Source organism: Citrobacter sp. wls829, from assembly GCF_005280825.1.
In the GTDB taxonomy this organism is placed as follows: Bacteria; Pseudomonadota; Gammaproteobacteria; order Enterobacterales; family Enterobacteriaceae; genus Citrobacter; species Citrobacter gillenii.
The window spans coordinates 203,636-222,793 of record NZ_SZWP01000029.1; the positions used below are offsets into that span (position 1 = coordinate 203,636).

Below are 19,158 nucleotides of genomic sequence, written 5' to 3' on the forward strand. Positions count from 1 at the left end.
ATTGGGTGAATACTTCGTAATTACTATCTTACTCCGCATGACTCATCGTTAATATTAGATTATTCATGATAAATAGATCGGTTTTTACGATCTAACAATCTGGATTGTTTCGTTCCTGTTCAGGACGGATCCGAAAAAATAAAAAAGCCTGAGACTCTTCAGTCCCAGGCTTTTTATCAAATTTATGGCGGTAAATTAACGCGTCAGGTCGTCAAAGAATTTCTTCACGCCGTCGAAGAAGCTTTTAGAACGCGGGCTGTTTTGTTCGCCCGTTGGGCCGCCAAAACTGTCCTGCAGATCTTTCAGCAACTGTTTCTGCTTGTCGTTCAAACCAACCGGGGTTTCAACCACGACGCGACACAGCAGATCGCCCTGAGCACCACCGCGTACCGACTTAACGCCTTTACCACGCATACGGAAAAGTTTACCGGTTTGCGTTTCGCCAGGGACTTTTAACTTCACCCGGCCATCCAGCGTCGGGACTTCAATCTCGCCGCCCAGCGCAGCCATCGCAAAGTTGATCGGCACTTCACAGTACAGGTTATTCCCTTCACGTTCGAAAATCGGGTGCTGTTTCACCTGCACCTGAACGTACAAATCGCCTGACGGTGCGCCATGCTCACCCGCTTCGCCTTCACCAGATAAACGAATACGGTCACCGGTATCAACCCCTGCCGGGATTTTAACGGACAGTGTTTTGCTCTTCTCTACGCGGCCATGCCCGTGACATTTGTTGCACGGATCTTTAATCAGCGTACCGCGGCCCTGACAGTGTGGACAGGTCTGCTGTACGGCAAAGAAACCCTGACGCATCTGCACCTGACCGGAACCGTGACAGGTCGGACAGGTCTGCGGCTGAGTCCCGGATTTCGCGCCGCTGCCGTGGCAAACGTCACACTCTTCCAGCGTAGGAATACGGATCTCTTTGGTGACGCCACGCACGGCTTCTTCCAGAGTGAGATCCATGTTGTAACGTAAATCCGCACCACGTGAGGCGCGCTGACGGCCACGACCACCGCCAAAGATATCGCCAAACACGTCACCAAAGATATCGCTGAAGTCAGCACCGCCGCCGAAACCGCCACCGCCGCCCATACCGCCTTGCTCAAACGCAGCATGACCGTACTGATCGTAAGCCGCGCGTTTTTGCGCGTCGGTCAGGATCTCGTAGGCTTCTTTGATCTCTTTGAATTTGGCTTCGGCCTCTTTATCACCCTGGTTACGGTCCGGGTGAAATTTCATGGCCAGGCGCTTATAGGCCTTTTTGATTTCACGCTCTTCCGCTGTTTTGGAAACGCCCAAAATCTCGTAATAGTCTTGCTTAGCCATCTCTTTTTATCTGCCCCTAACATGCGTGCACGGGCGGAGAGGAAACCTCTTCGCCCGTGCCAGTGTTTTACCCGTTCAAAGGGCGATTATTTTTTGTCTTTCACTTCTTCAAACTCAGCGTCGACAACATCGTCATCTTTCGCGTTGTTCGCGGAAGCATCAGCTGAACCCGCCTGCTGCTGTGCATGCTGCTGCTGAGCGATTTCCATCAGTTTCTGGGAAACCTGTGCCAGCGCCTGCATTTTCGCTTCGATATCTGCTTTGTCTTCGCCTTTCAAAGACGTTTCCAGCGCAGTCAGAGCGGACTCGATAGCAGTTTTGTCGTCAGCCGGCAGTTTATCGCCTGCTTCTTCAACCTGCTTGCGAGTGCTGTGCAGCAGATGGTCACCCTGGTTACGGGTCTGGACCAGCTCTTCAAACTTACGGTCAGATTCTGCGTTCGCTTCTGCTTCGCGAACCATTTTCTGAATTTCTTCTTCGTTCAGACCAGAAGACGCCTTGATGGTGATCTTCTGCTCTTTACCGCTGTTTTTATCTTTCGCAGAAACGTGCAGGATACCGTCAGCATCGATATCGAAGGTCACTTCGATCTGCGGCATACCGCGCGGTGCCGGGCTGATACCATCCAGGTTAAACTGACCCAGATCTTTGTTATCAGCAGCACGTTTACGTTCACCCTGCAGCACATGGATGGTTACCGCGGACTGGTTGTCTTCAGCGGTAGAGAACACCTGGCTGTGCTTGGTCGGGATAGTGGTGTTTTTCGCGATCAGCGGAGTCATCACGCCGCCCATGGTTTCGATACCCAGAGACAGCGGGGTAACGTCCAGCAGCAGTACGTCTTTAACATCACCGGTCAATACACCACCCTGAACAGCAGCACCGATTGCTACAGCTTCGTCCGGGTTAACGTCTTTACGCGGTTCTTTACCGAAGAACTCAGCAACTTTCTTCTGTACCATCGGCATACGAGTCTGACCACCGACCAGGATAACATCCTGAACGTCAGAAACAGACAGACCAGCATCCTGCAGAGCAACTTTCAGCGGCTCGATAGAACGGTTAACCAGGTCTTCTACCAGGCTTTCCAGTTTCGCACGAGTCACTTTGATGTTCATGTGTTTCGGACCAGACGCATCTGCAGTGATGTACGGCAGGTTAACGTCGGTCTGCTGCGCAGAAGACAGCTCAATTTTCGCTTTCTCTGCGGCTTCTTTCAGGCGCTGCATTGCCAGCGGGTCGTTACGCAGGTCAATGCCCTGATCTTTCTTAAATTCATCAACGAGATAGTTGATCATGCGGCTATCGAAGTCTTCACCACCGAGGTGGGTATCACCGTTGGTTGCCAGAACTTCGAAGGTTTTTTCACCGTCAACTTCGTCGATTTCGATAATAGAGATATCGAAAGTACCACCACCGAGGTCGTAGACCGCGATAGTACGGTTGCCGACTTCTTTGTCCAGACCGTAAGCCAGTGCAGCAGCGGTCGGTTCGTTGATGATACGTTTGACTTCCAGACCTGCGATACGGCCGGCGTCTTTCGTTGCCTGACGCTGAGCATCGTTGAAGTATGCAGGTACGGTGATAACCGCTTCAGTTACCGGTTCGCCCAGGTAATCTTCAGCCGTTTTCTTCATTTTTTTCAGCACTTCAGCAGAGATCTGCGGCGGTGCCAGTTTCTGACCTTTTACGTCAATCCATGCATCACCGTTGTCAGCACCGATGATTTTGTACGGCATGATGGCTTCATCACGCTGTACTTCTTCGTCCTGGAAGCGGCGGCCAATCAGGCGTTTAATCGCAAACAGGGTGTTTTGCGGGTTTGTCACTGCCTGACGTTTAGCCGGCTGACCAACCAGAGTTTCACCATCCTGGGTATAAGCAATGATAGAAGGCGTGGTGCGATCGCCCTCGGCGTTCTCCAGCACACGTGCAGTAGTGCCATCCATAATCGCTACACAAGAGTTGGTAGTACCCAGGTCGATACCAATAATTTTACCCATCTAAACGTCTCCACTAAAAATTCTGTCATCAGGTGGTTGTGAATCTGTAATAAGGGCGAAACGTGCGGTTTCAACTACCCTGAATCGTTTTTTTTCAGACTCACCACTGCGGTTGTCTACAAGATGGGGTCGTAACCCACGTCATCAAGGGGGGCATGCAAATTTTTTTTAGCCCGATCGCAATAAAATGAGAGATAACGGGCAGAAAAACAGGAAAGTAAATAGTCACCACCCCAAAATAATTCATAAAACCAATATTAAAAATACCAGTCATTCACTTGAAAATTGTAATAAAAAGAAAAGATTACCTGCATGAACCGTTTTTCCAACGGCGGTATTATGGTCACTCGTCACTCACTTTTGAACCCGTCAAAGAGAAATTTCATGAAATCCCTGTTTACCCTTCCCGCCAGCCTGTTGATAGGTCTGCTGCTGAGCAGCACTGCACAGGCTAACGATCATAAAGTTCTGGGAATGATTGCCATGCCCAGAAATGCAACCAACGATCTCACGCTAAGAATCCCTATTTGTCGTGTCGTGAAGCGTATTCAACTGACGGCAGACCGTGGTGATATCACACTAAATGGCGCTTCCGTTTATTTTAAAGCCGCGCGCATGTCCAGCCAGAGCCTGAATGTTCCTTCCTCCATCAAAGAGGGGAAAACCACCAACTGGATTAACATCAATAGCGACAACGACAACAAACGCTGTGTGTCTAAAATCACCTTCTCTGGCCAGTCAGTAAACTCCTCCGACATGGCGACCTTAAAAGTCATTGGTGATGACTAACCCCCTGACTTCTCGGCCATGATATTCAGTACTGGGGAAAAAAATTCATTTTCCCCTCATCAGATCATAGACAGCCCCCTCTCCCCTGATTATCATGCCGCGCCCCGAAGTCCGTGATCGTTTTTCGGGGAAATTATTTCACCATTCAATCAATGATGATTTTGAGGAATTATGGGCAACACTAAGTTGGCTAATCCGGCACCGCTGGGCCTGATGGGCTTCGGCATGACCACCATTTTGCTTAACCTGCATAACGCGGGTTTCTTCGCCCTTGACGGTATTATCCTGGCGATGGGACTGTTCTACGGCGGTATCGCGCAAATTTTTGCCGGTCTGCTGGAGTACAAAAAAGGCAATACCTTCGGCTTAACCGCCTTCACCTCTTACGGCTCGTTCTGGCTGACGCTGGTCGCGATCCTGTTAATGCCGAAAATGGGCCTGACAGAAGCACCGAACGTGCAGTTCCTCGGCGTGTATTTGGGTCTGTGGGGCGTGTTCACCCTGTTCATGTTCTTCGGCACACTGAAAGCAAACCGCGCGCTGCAGTTTGTCTTCCTGAGCCTGACCGTGCTGTTCGCCCTGCTGGCTGTGGGCAATATTGCAGGTAACGAAGCGATTATTCATGTTGCTGGCTGGATTGGCTTAGTGTGTGGTGCAAGCGCCATTTACCTGGCGATGGGTGAAGTGCTGAACGAACAGTTTGGCCGCACCATCCTGCCAATTGGTGAAATGCACTAATTCTGTCTGTATCCCCCCGCAAGGGGGGATAATCCTTACAGACGCTGTAATTCTCCCTCAGCGTCCGTATCACGATGATAAATATCCTGTCGTAGCCAAATCCCCAGCCCTAAACCCACCAGCGAAAGCGCCAGCACATACCAGGCCGGAGCCATCGGCGACACACTCATCAACATCGTGACCGCGATTGGCGTCAAACCACCGAAAATGGCATACGAGACGTTATAGGAAAAAGAAATACCGGTAAAACGGACTTCCGCCGGGAACGCCCGTACCATCACGTAAGGCACCGCGCCAACCACGCCAACGCACAGCCCAACCAGACCGTACAACAGGAACAGGTGCTCAGGATGACTGCCGATCAGGTGATAGAAAAACCAGCTGGAACAGGCCAGCAGCAGGCTACCGACAATAAAGGTTTTGCTGGCACCCACTCTGTCGACCACGAATCCCGCCAGCAAGCACCCGATGCACAGCATAATGGTGGCCACGCTGTTGGCCTGTAACGTCAGCGCAGGTGCAAAACCATACTGTTTTTGCAGCCAGACGGGCGACATCAGGATCACCACCACAATCCCAGCTGAGAGCAGCCAGGTCAGTAGCATCGACACCGCCACCGCTTTTTTATGCTTGCTGACGACCGACTTCACCGGCAGTTCCTGCGCCAACGCTTTGCGCTGCTGCATCTCGAGAAAGATCGGCGTCTCCTGCAACCAGCGGCGCAAATACATTGCCACCAGCCCAAACGCACCTCCCAGCAAGAAAGGTATACGCCAGCCGTACTCATGTACCGCCTGCTGCGTCAGGCTGGTATTCACCAACGTGGCCACCACCGAGCCCAGAAGGATCCCCACCGTTAACCCGGCAGTCAGCGTTCCACAGGCAATGCCGATACGGCGCTCCGGCACGTGTTCGGCAACAAACACCCAGGCCCCCGGCACTTCTCCTCCAATGGCGGCACCTTGCAGAATACGCATCAGCAACAGCAACAGCGGGGCCAGGATCCCCATCGAGGAATACGTCGGCAGCAGACCTATCGCCAGCGTCGGTATCGCCATCAGTAAAATGCTCAGAGTGAACATTTTTTTGCGCCCGACCAGATCGCCAAAATGCGCCATGATGATGCCGCCTAACGGGCGCGCCAGATAGCCCGCGGCAAAAATACCGAAGGTTTGTACCTGACGTAGCCATTCGGGAATGTCCGCGGGGAAGAACAGCTCACCCACAACGGCGGCAAAGAAGACAAAGATAATAAAATCATAAAACTCGAGCGCCCCACCGAGAGCAGCGAGCGAAAGGGTTTTATAATCCTGGCGATTCAGCGGTCGAGAATGTTGTGACATAGCAAACCATGCGTCAGTGGAGTGATTGAAGGTGTTTAGCGATACGTGTATATCAAAAATTACTATATCGTAAACAATTCAATACTCCACCGGCATTGCGCTTTATGTCACGAAAAGGCTACTTTCAGGCATTTGTATCGCGTATCGCGCTTTTAGGCCGAAAAGATGCTACCACTTCCGGGGCGGTTTCCACATACGGCCCATCCAGCAGCTGTATACAATATGGTACACTTGCAAAAATACCCGCCACAATAACGTTACCGTCGGCGTCTTTCACCCCTTCCAGCGTTTCTTTGATCGATTTCGGCTGGCCAGGCAGGTTGAGGATCAGTGCCTGCTTGCGAATAACCCCAACCTGACGGGAGAGGATCGCCGTCGGCACAAAGTGCAGGCTAATCTGGCGCATTTGTTCACCAAAGCCGGGCATCTGCCTGTCGGCTACCGCCATCGTAGCATCTGGGGTTACATCACGACGCGCCGGGCCGGTGCCGCCGGTGGTCAGCACCAGGTGACAGCCCATTTCATCAACCAGTTCACACAATGTTTGTTCAATGATCGCCTGCTCATCCGGAATCAACCGGGTTTGCAGTTCAAAAGGCGTTGTCAGGGCGGACGCTAGCCACTCTTCAAGTGCGGGAATACCCTTATCCTGATAAACACCGCTGGAGGCACGGTCAGAAATAGAAACTAAGCCAATGCGTAAAGTATTCATGATTATTCCGTTTAAACAGTCTCGTTAAACAGAATGATACACTGCGAAGGGAAGGACAGACAGATTTCAGAAGAGGTAGCGTGACCCCCGTCAGGGCCACGCGCAAATGATTACAGCAGATCGCCGATCATTTTTTCCAGTTTGCCCTGGTCTACAGCAAACTTACGGATACCGTCCGCCAGTTTGTCTACAGCCATCGGGTCCTGGTTGTGCTGCCACAGGAACTCAGCTTCAGTGATACGTGCAGGACGGGCTTTCACTTCGCCAGAGAAGGACAGTTTACGTTCGAGCGCGCCTTCGCTTTCAGCCAGCTCTTTCAGCAGTGCCGGGGCAATAGTCAGACGATCGCAGCCCGCCAGCTCAATGATTTCGCCGATGTTACGGAAGCTCGCGCCCATCACCACGGTTTCGTAACCGTGCTGTTTGTAGTACTCATAGATTTCCGTGACGGAAACCACACCCGGATCTTCTGCCGGTGCGTACTCTTTCTTATCGGTGTTGGCTTTGTACCAGTCCAGAATACGGCCAACGAACGGAGAAATCAGGTAAACGCCTGCTTCTGCACATGCACGCGCCTGCGCGAAGGAGAACAGCAGAGTCAGGTTACAGTTGATGCCTTCTTTTTCCAGCTGCTCCGCGGCACGGATACCCTGCCAGGTAGAAGCCAGTTTGATCAGAATGCGATCGTTGCTGATGCCAGCATCGTTGTACATTTTGATCAGACGTTTCGCTTTCGCGATAGACGCTTCGGTGTCGTAGGACAGGCGCGCGTCAACTTCAGTAGAGATACGACCCGGGACCAGTTTCAGGATCTCCAGGCCGATGTTTACCGCCAGTTTGTCCGTCGCGTCGACTACCTGCTGCGCGCGGTCGTTGCTCTGCTGCTTAGCCCAGGCCACAGCGTCATCAATCAGCTTGCGGTATTCCGGGATCTGCGCTGCGTTAAGAATGAGAGAAGGGTTAGTTGTGGCATCCTGAGGCTGATACAGCTTCATTGCCGCGATGTCTCCGGTGTCGGCCACTACAGTGGTGAACTGACGAAGGGAGGTCAATTTGTCCGTCATGATAGCGTTTCTCTTTAAACAGCGTGTTAGGGGGATGTAACCGATCTTTCCTGATGATAGCACGACGCACTCTCAGCGCAACCGCCGGGAGTGCCTCACCTGCCGTTCAGCCCTGATTACGCATCTCAGAGCCTATAGTGCGCAATTAAAGAGTCGACCTGATGTTATGGTAAACTCCCACTATCAATCTCATTACAAGGTTTATACTGTTCGATAATTGGTAGCGCTTACATCAGGATATTAGCGCGTGCCGGCATCAACAAGAGGGATGTTAATGCCTGATTTTTTCGCATTTATTAATGAAATACTGTGGGGCTCGGTGATGATCTATCTCCTGCTGGGCGCAGGATTTTGGTTCACTTACCGTACCGGTTTCGTCCAGTTCCGCTACGTTCGCCAGTTTGGCAAAAGTCTTAAAAATAGCATCAACCCACAACCTGGGGGTGTAACCTCATTTCAGGCTCTGTGTACCAGCCTCGCCGCCCGTATCGGCAGCGGAAACCTGGCAGGCGTTGCCCTGGCTATCGCGGCTGGGGGGGCGGGTGCCGTCTTCTGGATGTGGGTCTCGGCGGTGATCGGCATGGCAACTTCATTTGCCGAATGCTCACTCGCCCAACTGTATAAAGAACGCGACAGTAAAGGCCAGTTTCGCGGCGGACCCGCGTGGTATATGGCGCGCGGGCTGGGCATGCGCTGGATGGGTGTTCTGTTCGCCATCTTTTTACTCATTGCCTATGGCTTAGTTTTTAACAGCGTCCAGGCGAACTCGGTCTCGCGTGCGCTGGAGTTTGCTTTCGACATCCCGCCCCTCGTATCCGGGATCTCGCTGGCAGTGCTGTCTTTGCTCGTCATCGTCGGCGGTATTAAAGGCGTTGCCCGCCTGATGCAATGGATCGTGCCCTTAATGGCCCTGCTGTGGGTCGGCTGCAGCATCGTCATCTGCCTGTGGCATATCGGACAGATCCCTGAGGTCATCGTCACCATTGTGAAAAGCGCGTTTGGCTGGCAGGAAGCCGCCGCCGGCGCCGCCGGGTATACGCTAAGCCAGGCCATTGCCAGCGGCTTTCAACGCGGTATGTTTTCTAATGAAGCGGGCCTGGGTTCAACGCCTAACGCCGCGGCCGCGGCCGCGTCATGGCCTCCGCATCCCGCCGCACAAGGCATTGTGCAGATGATTGGCGTGCTGGGCGATACGTTGGTTATCTGTACGGCCAGCGCAATGATTATTCTACTGGCAGGCAATGGCACCACGTACGTTCCAATGGAAGGTATTCAACTGGTCCAGAAGGCCATGGTAACGCTCACGGGGGAATGGGGTGCCGGGTTCGTTGCGCTGATTGTGGTTCTGTTCGCCTTCAGCTCTATTGTCGCTAACTACATTTATGCAGAAAATAATCTGATCTTTCTGAAACTGGACACCATTCGCATCATCTGGATTTTGCGTATTACCACCGTCTGCACCGTGATCGGCGGAACACTACTCCACTTTCCGCTGGTGTGGCAGCTCGCCGACATTATTATGGCCTGCATGGCCATCACGAATCTGACGGCGATTTTGCTGCTTTCCCCGGTTGTTCATACTCTTGCCAGCGACTACCTGCGCCAGCGAAAACTCGGCGTGCGACCGGAATTTGATCCGCAGCGTTATCCTGATATCAGACAACAGCTTGCACCTGATACCTGGGATGAGCCGCCGCGCAGCTAGCGCGGCAATCGCAACCATCGATCAATTCTGTCGTTTTTTTTGCTACAGTCGCAGTAAATCTCCCGCAAGGACTGGATATGCTGATTCTGATTTCACCTGCAAAAACGCTCGACTACCAAAGTCCACTGGCCACCACGCGCCATACGCTGCCCGAGCTGCTGGACCATTCCCAGCAGCTTATCCACGAAGCGCGTCAGCTGTCTGCACCGCAAATAGGTAAGCTGATGGGGATAAGCGACAAGCTGGCGGACCTGAACGCCACCCGTTTCCACGACTGGCAACCTGACTTCACGCCCGATAATGCGCGTCAGGCCATCCTGGCGTTTAAAGGCGACGTCTACACTGGGCTGCAGGCAGACACCTTCAGCGAGGCCGATTTTGATTTCGCCCAACGGCATTTACGCATGTTGTCCGGGTTGTACGGCGTGCTGCGCCCGCTGGATCTGATGCAGCCTTACCGCCTCGAGATGGGCATTCGCCTTGCCAACACCAAAGGCAAAGATCTCTACCAGTTCTGGGGGGACATCATCACTGACAAGCTGAACGAAGCGCTGGAAGCACAAGGCGACAACGTGGTGATTAACCTCGCCTCGGATGAGTATTTTAAGTCCGTGAAACCGAAAAAACTGAACGCGGAGCTGATCAAACCGGTCTTCCTCGACGAGAAAAATGGCAAATTCAAAGTGATCAGTTTCTATGCTAAAAAAGCGCGCGGTCTGATGAGCCGCTATATCATTGAAAACCGCTTAACCCAGCCAGAACAGCTGACCGCCTTTAACAGCGAGGGCTATTTCTTTGATGAAGAAGCTTCCGGTAAAGGCGAGTTGGTGTTTAAACGTCACGAGCACTAGTGTACATGCCGGATGGCGGCTAACGCCTTATCCGGCCTACGACACAAAACGAATGCCCGTAGGCCGGATAAGACGCGCTAGCGTCACCATCCGGCACAACAATTATCCGCGGGTCATCATCAGTTGACGCAGCGCGGCAAAATCAGCCGGTAGATGATGCGACAGCAGCGGCAAGTCCGCACGCTCCGCCAGCTCTTTTGGTAGATCCAGCGTCACATCAAGGATCTGTTCAACGCTTTCTTTAAACTTCGCCGGGTGCGCGGTCCCAAGGAACAGGCCATATTCGCCTGGGTTCAGTTGATCACGCAGCGCGCGGTACGCCACCGCCGCGTGCGGCTCTGAGGTGTAGCCAATCGCCTGCAGCTCACGCATCGTTTCCTCAGTGGTCGCATCGTCAACGGCCGCATAGCCCAGTTCGTTCAGACGCCAGATTTTACGACGGAACAGCTCTTCCACGCGCGGCCAGTTGTTCGGCTGGCTGACATCCATGGCATTCGATAAGGTCGCCTGGGTGGCTTTCGGCGCCCACTCGCCTTCTTCAAGGAAACGCGGAACCGTATCGTTGACATTGGTTGCCGCGATAAAACGCTTCACCGGCAAACCGAGCGATTTTGCCAGCAGTCCAGCGGTCAGATCGCCAAAGTTGCCGCTCGGTACAGAAACCACCAGCTGATTGCGCGCCTCCTGCGGCAGTTGCGCCACGGCCTCAAAGTAGTAGCAGATTTGCGCCAGCAACCGGCTGATGTTGATCGAGTTAGCCGAATTTAATCCCAGCGCCACCTTCAGTTCTTCGTCATCAAACGCCTGTTTCACCAGCGCCTGGCAGGCATCAAAATCACCGTCAATGGCGACAGTTTCAATGTTTCCACCCAGCGTACAGAACAGTTTTTCCTGTAACGGGCTGATCTTACCGTTAGGATAGAGGATCACCACGCGCACATTTTTCAGGCCATAAAAGGCATGCGCGACCGCCGCCCCGGTATCGCCGGACGTGGCCGTCAGGATGGTTACCGGCTTGTCGCCGCTGATGTGCGTCAGCATCTGCGCCATAAAGCGCCCGCCAAAGTCTTTAAAGGCCAGCGTCGGGCCGTGGAACAGCTCCAGACAACCGACATCCCCCGTCACCTGAGCAACCGGCGCAGGGAATGCAAACGCCGCGCGCACGCGATCTGCGAGGACGTCATTCGCTATTTCATCACCAATAAAGGCGGACAGGATCTTTGCGCTACGGCTGACAAAATCCAACTTCAGCATTTCATCGATTTCGGTCAGGCTAAATTCCGGCAGATCGTGCGGAAAAAATAACCCCTGTTTTCTACCCAACCCTTGGGTGACGGCCTGCGCGAAACTGACCTGCTCGTTATGATCTTTTAGATTGTAGAGTTTCATTTATTTTCCCAGTACCCGTGCGCCCGCCGTGTCCAGCCGGCAAATATGAACAAAGCCTTCCTGATTTTGCAGGTAATTTTTACCCAGCCAGTCTGCAACCCGCTGCGCCGTCTCCGGTTTATCGCACAGGGCAAACAGCGTCGGTCCAGAACCGGAAATACCACTGGCCACCGCGCCGATTTCCGCCACCGCCTGACGCGCCTGGCTGAAGCCGGGCAGCAAGCGGGTGCGATATGGCTCGGCAATCACATCTTTCATCAGCTTTGCCGCTAACCCTGGCTGACGGGAATAGCAAGCATGAATGAAGCCCGCCAGATGTCGCCCGTGGGCGATACAGTCCTGGCGACGGTATTGCGCCGGTAAAATCGCCCGCGCTTCAGCCGTTGAAACCTTAATTCCCGGATAGGCCAGCACCCACAACCACTCATCAAAGCCTGGCACCTGTTGGCTGATAATGCCGTTTTCCTCAATCATCAACTGCATACCGCCCAAAAAGCACGGTGCCACATTATCGTAGTGAACACTGCCGGAGATACGCCCTTCCAGCTCACCCATGATCGCCAGCAGGCGGGTGTCGTTGAGCGGTTTACCGCAGTGCTCATTCATCGCCACCAGCGCGGCCACAACAGAACAGGCGCTGGAGCCTAAGCCGGAGCCAATCGGCATATTTTTTTCCAGCGTCATCGTCACCGGAACGGCTTTCCCCAGCTCCTGACAAAATCGCTCCCAGCACTGGTAGACGATATTTTCCCGCGGCTCTGACGGCAGTTTGCTCGCAAAGCGCCCCAGGTTGTTGAGGCTAAAGCTGTCAGCGGCTTCCACAGAGACAACATCACCTAACAAAGAACCATCAACGGGCGTAACCGCCGCCCCGAGCACATCAAACCCGACGCTCATATTGGCACTGGAAGCCGGGGCATAAACTCTCACCATGTTAAACTCCTAACTTCCATGAAAGGGTGCGTAGCAGATCGGCAAAGACGCCCGCCGCCGTGACATCATTACCTGCACCGTAACCACGCAGTACCAGCGGTAATGGCTGGTAGTAGTGACTGTAGAACGCCAGCGCGTTTTCGCCATTTTTCACTTTATACAGCGGATCGTTGCCATCCACTTCGGCGATTTTCACCCGACACACACCGTCTTCTTCGATATTGCCAACATAGCGCATGACTTTCCCTTCATCACGGGCTTTCGCCACGCGCGCGGCAAACGCATCATCGAGCTGCGACAGCTTAGCCATAAACGCAGAGACATCGCCAGAATCATCAAAATCTTGCGGTAACACCGGCTCAATAACGATATCGCTAAGCTCCAGCTCGCGACCGGTTTCGCGGGCGAGGATCAGCAGTTTGCGCGCCACATCCGTCCCGGAAAGGTCATCGCGTGGATCGGGCTCGGTATAGCCCATTTCGCGTGCAAGCGTGGTGGCTTGCGAGAAGCTCATGCCTTCATCCAGCTTGCCAAAAATAAACGACAGCGAACCGGACAGAATCCCCGAGAAGCGTTGCAGTTCATCACCTGCACTGAGCAGGTTTTGCAGGTTTTCGATAACCGGTAATCCCGCGCCAACGTTGGTGTCATAGAGGAATTTACGTCGGGACTTCGCGGCGGCAAAACGTAGCTGATGGTAGTAATCCATCGACGAGGTATTCGCCTTTTTATTCGGCGTCACGACGTGGAAGCCTTCGCGCAGGAAGTCCGCATACTGATCTGCCACGGCCTGACTTGACGTACAGTCCACAATCACCGGGTTAAGCAGATGGTATTCTTTCACCAGGCGAATTAAGCGACCGAGGTTGAAAGGTTCCTTGGCTTCCGCCAGCTCCGCCTGCCAGTTTTCCAGATTCAGACCGTGAACATGGGTCAGCAGGGCCTTCGAATTCGCCACCCCACAAACGCGTAAATCAATATGCTTGCTCTTCAGCCAGGTTTGTTGCCGCTTAAGCTGTTCAAGCAGCGCAGACCCGACGCCACCGACGCCTATGACAAAGACTTCTATCACCTGATCGGTATTGAACAGCATCTGATGCGTCACGCGCACGCCGGTGGTGGCATCATCATTGTTCACCACCACCGAAATAGAGCGCTCAGACGAGCCCTGGGCGATAGCCACGATATTGATGTTGGCACGCGCCAGCGCGGCAAAGAATTTCGCGGAGATACCGCGCAGTGTACGCATACCGTCGCCAACTACTGAGATGATCGCCAGGCGCTCAGTGACCGCCAGCGGCTCCAGCAGTCCTTCTTTCAACTCGAGGTAGAATTCATCCTGCATCGCACGCTGTGCACGCGCACAGTCGCCCTGCGGGACGCAGAAGCTGATGCTGTATTCAGAAGACGACTGGGTGATCAGTACCACCGAAATCCCTGCGCGAGACATCGCGGCAAACACGCGGGCCGCCATGCCGACCATCCCTTTCATTCCAGGGCCCGACACGCTGAACATCGCCATATTGTTGAGATTCGAAATGCCTTTTACCGGCAGATCATCTTCATCGCGGCTGGCGCCAATCAGCGTACCCGGCGCTTGTGGGTTACCGGTATTTTTAATCAGGCAAGGGATCTGGAACTGGGCAATCGGGGTAATGGTGCGCGGGTGAAGCACTTTGGCGCCGAAATAAGACAGCTCCATCGCTTCCTGATAAGACATTGACTTCAGCAGTCTGGCATCGGGGACCTGGCGCGGGTCGCAGGTATACACGCCGTCAACGTCCGTCCAGATCTCACAGCAGTCTGCACGCAAACAGGCAGCCAGCACGGCGGCGGAGTAATCAGAGCCGTTACGTCCCAGCACCACCAGCTCACCTTTTTCATTCCCGGCGGTAAAGCCTGCCATCAACACCATATGGTCTGCCGGAATACGGCTGGCGGCAATTCGACGCGTAGACTCGGTAATATCAACGGTCGATTCGAGGTAATGACCCACCGCTAACAGTTTCTCAACCGGATCAATAACCGTCACTTTGTGGCCACGTGCTTCCAGCAGCCCGGCCATAATTGCGATCGACATTTTTTCACCACGGCAGATAAGCGCGGCGTTGATGCTGTCCGGGCACTGTCCCAGCAGGCTGATGCCGTGCAGGACATGCTTAATTTGGGCAAATTCTTGTTCAACAAAGGCTTTGAGTTGCGCCAGCGGGAAACCGGGCTGAACCGCGGCAAGACCGACCAAAAGCTCAGAGAAAATACGTTCGGCGTCGCTGATATTGGCTAAAGCATCCTGGCCACCGATGGTCTTCTCAATCATCGCCACCAGATGGTTAGTGATTTTTGCCGGGGCAGAGAGGACGGTCGCAACCTGCCCCTGCCTGGCATTGCTTTCCAGAATATCGGCAACCCGCAGAAAGCGCTCTGCATTTGCCACTGATGTACCGCCAAACTTCAACACTCGCATGGTTTACCTCGTTGCCTCTGGTCGAAAAAAAAGCCCGCACTGTTTAGGTGCGGGCTTTTTTCTGTGTTTCCTGTACGCGTCAGCCCGCACCGTTACCTGTGGTAATGGTGATGGTTGTAGTAATGGTGGTGCCGATGCGTTTCATGATGTTGTGTGCTCTGTAATTATTATCTGTCTGTGCTCTATTCTTTTAGGGTTAAAGTATCTCGTGACCTAAGTCAATAAATTTCTAAATTGATCACGTTCCGAAACTTGTTCACGAGTCACTGCTTACCGTTTTACTTTCAACCAATACGGCGCGTCAGGCACGCTTGAAGTTAGAATAAAAAACCCACAAAGAATAGATTGGCAATATTTTATTTTGTGATATTTTTTTCAATATCATGTAATAAACGGTGCAACATTGCCGTGTCTCGCTGTCCTAACAGGCCCATTCGTTGTTGCAACCAGTCCGTGAGTTTGATGTCATCGGCAACATCCAGCGTGGTCAATAAACGTAAAACACGCGTCCGTAATGCCTGGAGCTGAAGCTCATCCGTCACCTCAGCGGTTTTAGCGGGCTGTTGTATTAAACCGGCTAATTGATAGCAATACACCATCACCGCCTGCCCCAAATTCAGTGAAGGATAATCAGCCACCATCGGTACGCCGGTCAACACGTCTGCCAGCGCCAGTTCTTCATTCGTCAGGCCAGAATCCTCACGGCCAAAAACCAGCGCAGCGTGATCCATCCACGCCGATTTTTCCTCCAGCAACGGAACCAATTCGACCGGAGTAGCGTAATAATGAAACTTTGCGCGACTGCGCGCCGTGGTAGCAACGGTAAAATCCACGTCGTGCAGCGCCTCGGCTAACGTTGTAAAAACGTTAATATTATCAATAATGTCACCCGAACCGTGGGCCACCCAGCGCGTGGCCGGTTCCAGGTGTGCCTGACTGTCAACGATCCGCAACTCGGTGAATCCCATGGTTTTCATCGCACGGGCTGCCGCACCAATATTTTCCGCTCTGGCAGGGGCCACCAGAATAATTGTTAAACGCATTTTGCTACTCTTTTTGGTCAGTTTGCCGATAATAATGTGATGCACATCAACATATTACGCAGCGCGAATTTACATATTTTTAACAGAGATCACTGAAAAAGCATTTTACATTAAGTAAAAAATGCTAAACTGTTTCGTACCTGTACTATTGCTTTTTATGTTAACAGAAGTTGCATATCCTTCTGTTTATTCATGATAATTTAATTTAAAATGGATCTCATTCGTAGGATTCATTACATTTATTAGTTAGCACGTGCAACTAGTTGTATTATTGCAATTTTGTGATGAAAGCTAACATTTGGATACGATGATTTCATCAAACTGTTAACGTGCTACAATTGAACTTGATATATGTCAACGAAGCGTAGTTTTATTGGGTGTCCGGTACGTCTTAGCCTGTTATGTTGCTGTTAAAATGGTTAGGATGACAGCCGTTTTTGACACTGTCGGGTCCAGAGGGAAAGTGCCCACGACCAAGCTAATGATGTTGTTGACGTTGATGGAAAGTGCATCAAGAACGCAATTACGTACTTTAGTCATGTTACGCCGATCATGTTAATTTACGACATGCATCAGGCAGGTCAGGGACTTTTGTACTTCCTGTTTCGATTTAGTTGGCAATTTAGGTAGCAAACATGCAGACCCCGCACATTCTTATCGTTGAAGACGAGTTAGTAACACGTAACACGTTGAAAAGCATTTTCGAAGCGGAAGGCTATGATGTATTCGAGGCGACAGATGGCGCGGAAATGCATCAGATCCTCTCTGAATATGACATCAACCTTGTGATTATGGATATCAATCTGCTAGGTAAAAACGGTCTTCTGTTAGCGCGCGAACTCCGCGAACAAGCTAACGTTGCGCTGATGTTTCTGACGGGCCGCGATAACGAAGTCGATAAAATTCTCGGCCTCGAAATCGGCGCGGATGATTACATCACCAAACCGTTTAACCCGCGTGAACTGACTATCCGTGCTCGTAACTTGCTGTCCCGTACCATGAACCTGGGCACGGTCAGCGAAGAACGTCGTAGCGTCGAAAGCTACAAGTTCAATGGTTGGGAACTGGACATCAACAGCCGTTCTCTGATCGGTCCTGACGGCGAGCAGTATAAACTGCCACGCAGCGAATTCCGTGCCATGCTTCACTTCTGTGAGAATCCGGGCAAGATCCAGTCTCGCGCAGAACTGCTGAAAAAAATGACCGGTCGCGAACTGAAGCCGCATGACCGTACCGTTGACGTGACTATCCGTCGTATTCGTAAGCATTTCGAATCTACGCCGGATACGCCAGAAATCATCGCCACCATTCACGGTGAAGGCTATCGTTTCTGCGGCGACCTGCAGGATTAATCTCATCCTTGCGGGAACAAAAACGGCGCGTAAAGCGCCGTTTTTCATTTTATCTCCACCCTACTTCCACAAACGAAATTCATCGTTTTCCACGGGTTGCGTCTCTTTTGCTTTGGGCCGAGCCAGTGCGTGCCAGTCAAGATGACGCGTTAGGAACATAATCCCGCACAGTGCCAATAACAGCACGCCGGTTCCCAGTAGCAAAGAACTGTCCTGCGAACGCAGTAACACCCACATCACCCCGTCCAGTGCCAACAGCGCCAGGGTGAACAGAATACTGTTACGCCACCCTTGTAATACCGCCTGTAAATACACGCCGTTCATCAGGGCACCAATCAGGCTGGCAATAATCCACGCCGCGGTAAAACCAATATGTTCTGACAGTGCCAGCAACAGCAGATAAAACATCACCAGCGATAACCCTACCAACAGATACTGCATGGGGTGCAGGCGCAGACTGGTCATACTCTCCAGCACAAAGAAAGACATAAAAGTCAGTACGATCAGTAAGATGGCATACTTCGTTGCTCTGTCGGTCAGCTGATATTGATCGGCCGGTGTAGCTACCGCCACGCTAAACGCTGGCATTCCCTGCCAGCCAATTTTTTCCCCATCAAAACGATCACCGAGGTTATTGGCAAACCAGCTGCTTTGCCATTGGGCCGTAAACCCTGATGCACTAACTTCACGCTTCGTGGGCAAAAAATCCCCCAGAAAATTGGGATGCGGCCAGTTACTGGTTAGGGTCATTTCGCTGTTACGTCCAATGGGGACAACGGAAAAATCCCCGGTACCGTTCAGATTAAGCGACAGCGCCAGACTAAGGTTTTGCTTCGTCCATTCCGCATCCGGCAGCGGAATGTGGATCCCCTGCGCACGCCCATCAAGCCCCGTTCCCGGCTCAACGGCCAGCGACGTCCCGTTAATCTGCGGCACTTTCACCACGCCAATCCCGCGTGCGTCGCCGACGCCAACCACAATAAACGGTTTCCCTAACGTTATATTAGGGTGATGCAATTCACTCAGCCGTTCAGCATTGAACTCCGCGTTCAACGACACATCGTTATGCCAGACCTGGCCCTCATAAATGCCGACTTTACGTCCTTCAACATTTTGATTGCCCTCAACCATCAACGACTCCGGTAGCCAGAAATGGATATAGCTGCGCTTTTGCGAGACTTCTTTACCGTCTTCCAGCGAGGTATAAAGTTCGGTCACGGGGATAGCAATTAGCGGCCCAACTAACTTCTGCGGCCCACTGGTACTCTGCCGGATAGCATCTTCGACCTCATTACGGTAATCCGATCGCTCAACGATTATCTGCCTGACCATCGTCAGAGGAATTAACAGCAACAGCATGGCGCCACCTAAGGTGACGATTTTCCAGAACAGGGGGGATTTCAACATAGCGTTCTCCTTTGCAATGACGACAAGGTAGAACGG

Annotated in this window: 17 protein-coding genes and 1 other annotated feature; of the genes, 5 read left to right on the plus strand and 12 right to left on the minus strand. The window is 52.4% G+C overall.

Going from position 1 to position 19,158, the window contains the following annotated elements:
• Positions 1 to 195: 195 nt before the first annotated feature.
• Both dnaJ and dnaK read right to left on the minus strand, forming a co-directional pair.
• Positions 196 to 1,329 (minus strand): molecular chaperone DnaJ, encoded by a 1,134-nt coding sequence (gene dnaJ, locus FDW88_RS03520; protein ID WP_115259505.1) that lies wholly within the window; start codon positions 1,327 to 1,329, stop codon positions 196 to 198.
• An 86-nt stretch (positions 1,330 to 1,415) separates the two neighbouring features.
• Positions 1,416 to 3,332, minus strand: a complete 1,917-nt coding sequence (gene dnaK, locus FDW88_RS03525) for a molecular chaperone DnaK (protein WP_096758373.1) — start codon at positions 3,330 to 3,332, stop codon at positions 1,416 to 1,418.
• Between the two features lie 384 nt (positions 3,333 to 3,716).
• On the opposite strand from dnaK, the gene FDW88_RS03530 reads away from it, so the two are divergent.
• Both FDW88_RS03530 and satP read left to right on the plus strand, forming a co-directional pair.
• The gene (locus FDW88_RS03530; protein WP_137362034.1) at positions 3,717 to 4,121 is read left to right on the plus strand and encodes a DUF2541 family protein; all 405 of its coding nucleotides are present in this window, start codon (positions 3,717 to 3,719) and stop codon (positions 4,119 to 4,121) included.
• A gap of 171 nt (positions 4,122 to 4,292) precedes the next feature.
• A complete protein-coding gene (gene satP / locus FDW88_RS03535) occupies positions 4,293 to 4,859 on the plus strand; it encodes an acetate uptake transporter (protein ID WP_096758375.1) in 567 nt (188 codons plus the stop codon).
• 35 nt (positions 4,860 to 4,894) lie between these two features.
• Here the strand turns inward: satP and FDW88_RS03540 are convergent, their stop codons facing one another.
• From FDW88_RS03540 to tal, 3 genes are all read right to left on the minus strand, one after another.
• A complete protein-coding gene (locus tag FDW88_RS03540) occupies positions 4,895 to 6,202 on the minus strand; it encodes an MFS transporter (protein WP_137362035.1) in 1,308 nt (435 codons plus the stop codon).
• 124 nt (positions 6,203 to 6,326) lie between these two features.
• Positions 6,327 to 6,914, minus strand: coding sequence for a molybdopterin adenylyltransferase (mog, locus tag FDW88_RS03545; RefSeq protein ID WP_117342344.1), 588 nt, complete (start codon positions 6,912 to 6,914; stop codon positions 6,327 to 6,329).
• 110 nt (positions 6,915 to 7,024) lie between these two features.
• Complete coding sequence (gene tal, locus FDW88_RS03550) at positions 7,025 to 7,978, minus strand: transaldolase (protein ID WP_096758378.1); 954 nt, start codon at positions 7,976 to 7,978, stop codon at positions 7,025 to 7,027.
• 274 nt (positions 7,979 to 8,252) lie between these two features.
• Between tal and FDW88_RS03555 the strand changes: the two genes are divergently transcribed.
• Together FDW88_RS03555 and yaaA are read left to right on the plus strand one after the other, a co-directional pair.
• Positions 8,253 to 9,683 (plus strand): sodium:alanine symporter family protein, encoded by a 1,431-nt coding sequence (locus tag FDW88_RS03555; protein WP_137362036.1) that lies wholly within the window; start codon positions 8,253 to 8,255, stop codon positions 9,681 to 9,683.
• A 77-nt stretch (positions 9,684 to 9,760) separates the two neighbouring features.
• Complete coding sequence (yaaA, locus tag FDW88_RS03560; protein WP_115259511.1) at positions 9,761 to 10,534, plus strand: peroxide stress protein YaaA; 774 nt, start codon at positions 9,761 to 9,763, stop codon at positions 10,532 to 10,534.
• Between the two features lie 102 nt (positions 10,535 to 10,636).
• On the opposite strand, the gene thrC is transcribed toward yaaA, so the two are convergent.
• The 6 genes from thrC to yjjY form a co-directional block, all read right to left on the minus strand.
• Positions 10,637 to 11,923, minus strand: a complete 1,287-nt coding sequence (thrC, locus tag FDW88_RS03565) for a threonine synthase (RefSeq protein WP_096758381.1) — start codon at positions 11,921 to 11,923, stop codon at positions 10,637 to 10,639.
• The gene (gene thrB, locus FDW88_RS03570) at positions 11,924 to 12,856 is read right to left on the minus strand and encodes a homoserine kinase (RefSeq protein ID WP_096758382.1); all 933 of its coding nucleotides are present in this window, start codon (positions 12,854 to 12,856) and stop codon (positions 11,924 to 11,926) included.
• A 1-nt stretch (position 12,857) separates the two neighbouring features.
• A complete protein-coding gene (thrA, locus tag FDW88_RS03575; protein WP_137362037.1) occupies positions 12,858 to 15,320 on the minus strand; it encodes a bifunctional aspartate kinase/homoserine dehydrogenase I in 2,463 nt (820 codons plus the stop codon).
• Between the two features lie 23 nt (positions 15,321 to 15,343).
• Positions 15,344 to 15,470: a sequence feature (Thr leader region), on the minus strand.
• Positions 15,400 to 15,465 (minus strand): thr operon leader peptide, encoded by a 66-nt coding sequence (thrL, locus tag FDW88_RS03580; protein ID WP_096759473.1) that lies wholly within the window; start codon positions 15,463 to 15,465, stop codon positions 15,400 to 15,402. It overlaps the preceding feature by 66 nt.
• A 206-nt stretch (positions 15,471 to 15,676) precedes the next feature.
• A complete protein-coding gene (locus FDW88_RS03585; RefSeq protein ID WP_137362038.1) occupies positions 15,677 to 16,363 on the minus strand; it encodes a tRNA/rRNA methyltransferase in 687 nt (228 codons plus the stop codon).
• A 399-nt stretch (positions 16,364 to 16,762) separates the two neighbouring features.
• Positions 16,763 to 16,903: a protein YjjY gene (gene yjjY, locus FDW88_RS03590; RefSeq protein ID WP_001541509.1), complete on the minus strand. Its 141-nt coding sequence runs from the start codon at positions 16,901 to 16,903 to the stop codon at positions 16,763 to 16,765.
• Between the two features lie 95 nt (positions 16,904 to 16,998).
• Between yjjY and arcA the strand changes: the two genes are divergently transcribed.
• Positions 16,999 to 17,715, plus strand: a complete 717-nt coding sequence (arcA, locus tag FDW88_RS03595; protein WP_057109228.1) for a two-component system response regulator ArcA — start codon at positions 16,999 to 17,001, stop codon at positions 17,713 to 17,715.
• A gap of 60 nt (positions 17,716 to 17,775) precedes the next feature.
• Here arcA and creD read toward each other — a convergent pair whose 3' ends face one another.
• Entirely contained in the window at positions 17,776 to 19,122 is a 1,347-nt protein-coding gene (gene creD, locus FDW88_RS03600; RefSeq protein WP_115259515.1) for a cell envelope integrity protein CreD, read from the minus strand.
• Positions 19,123 to 19,158 lie beyond the last annotated feature (36 nt).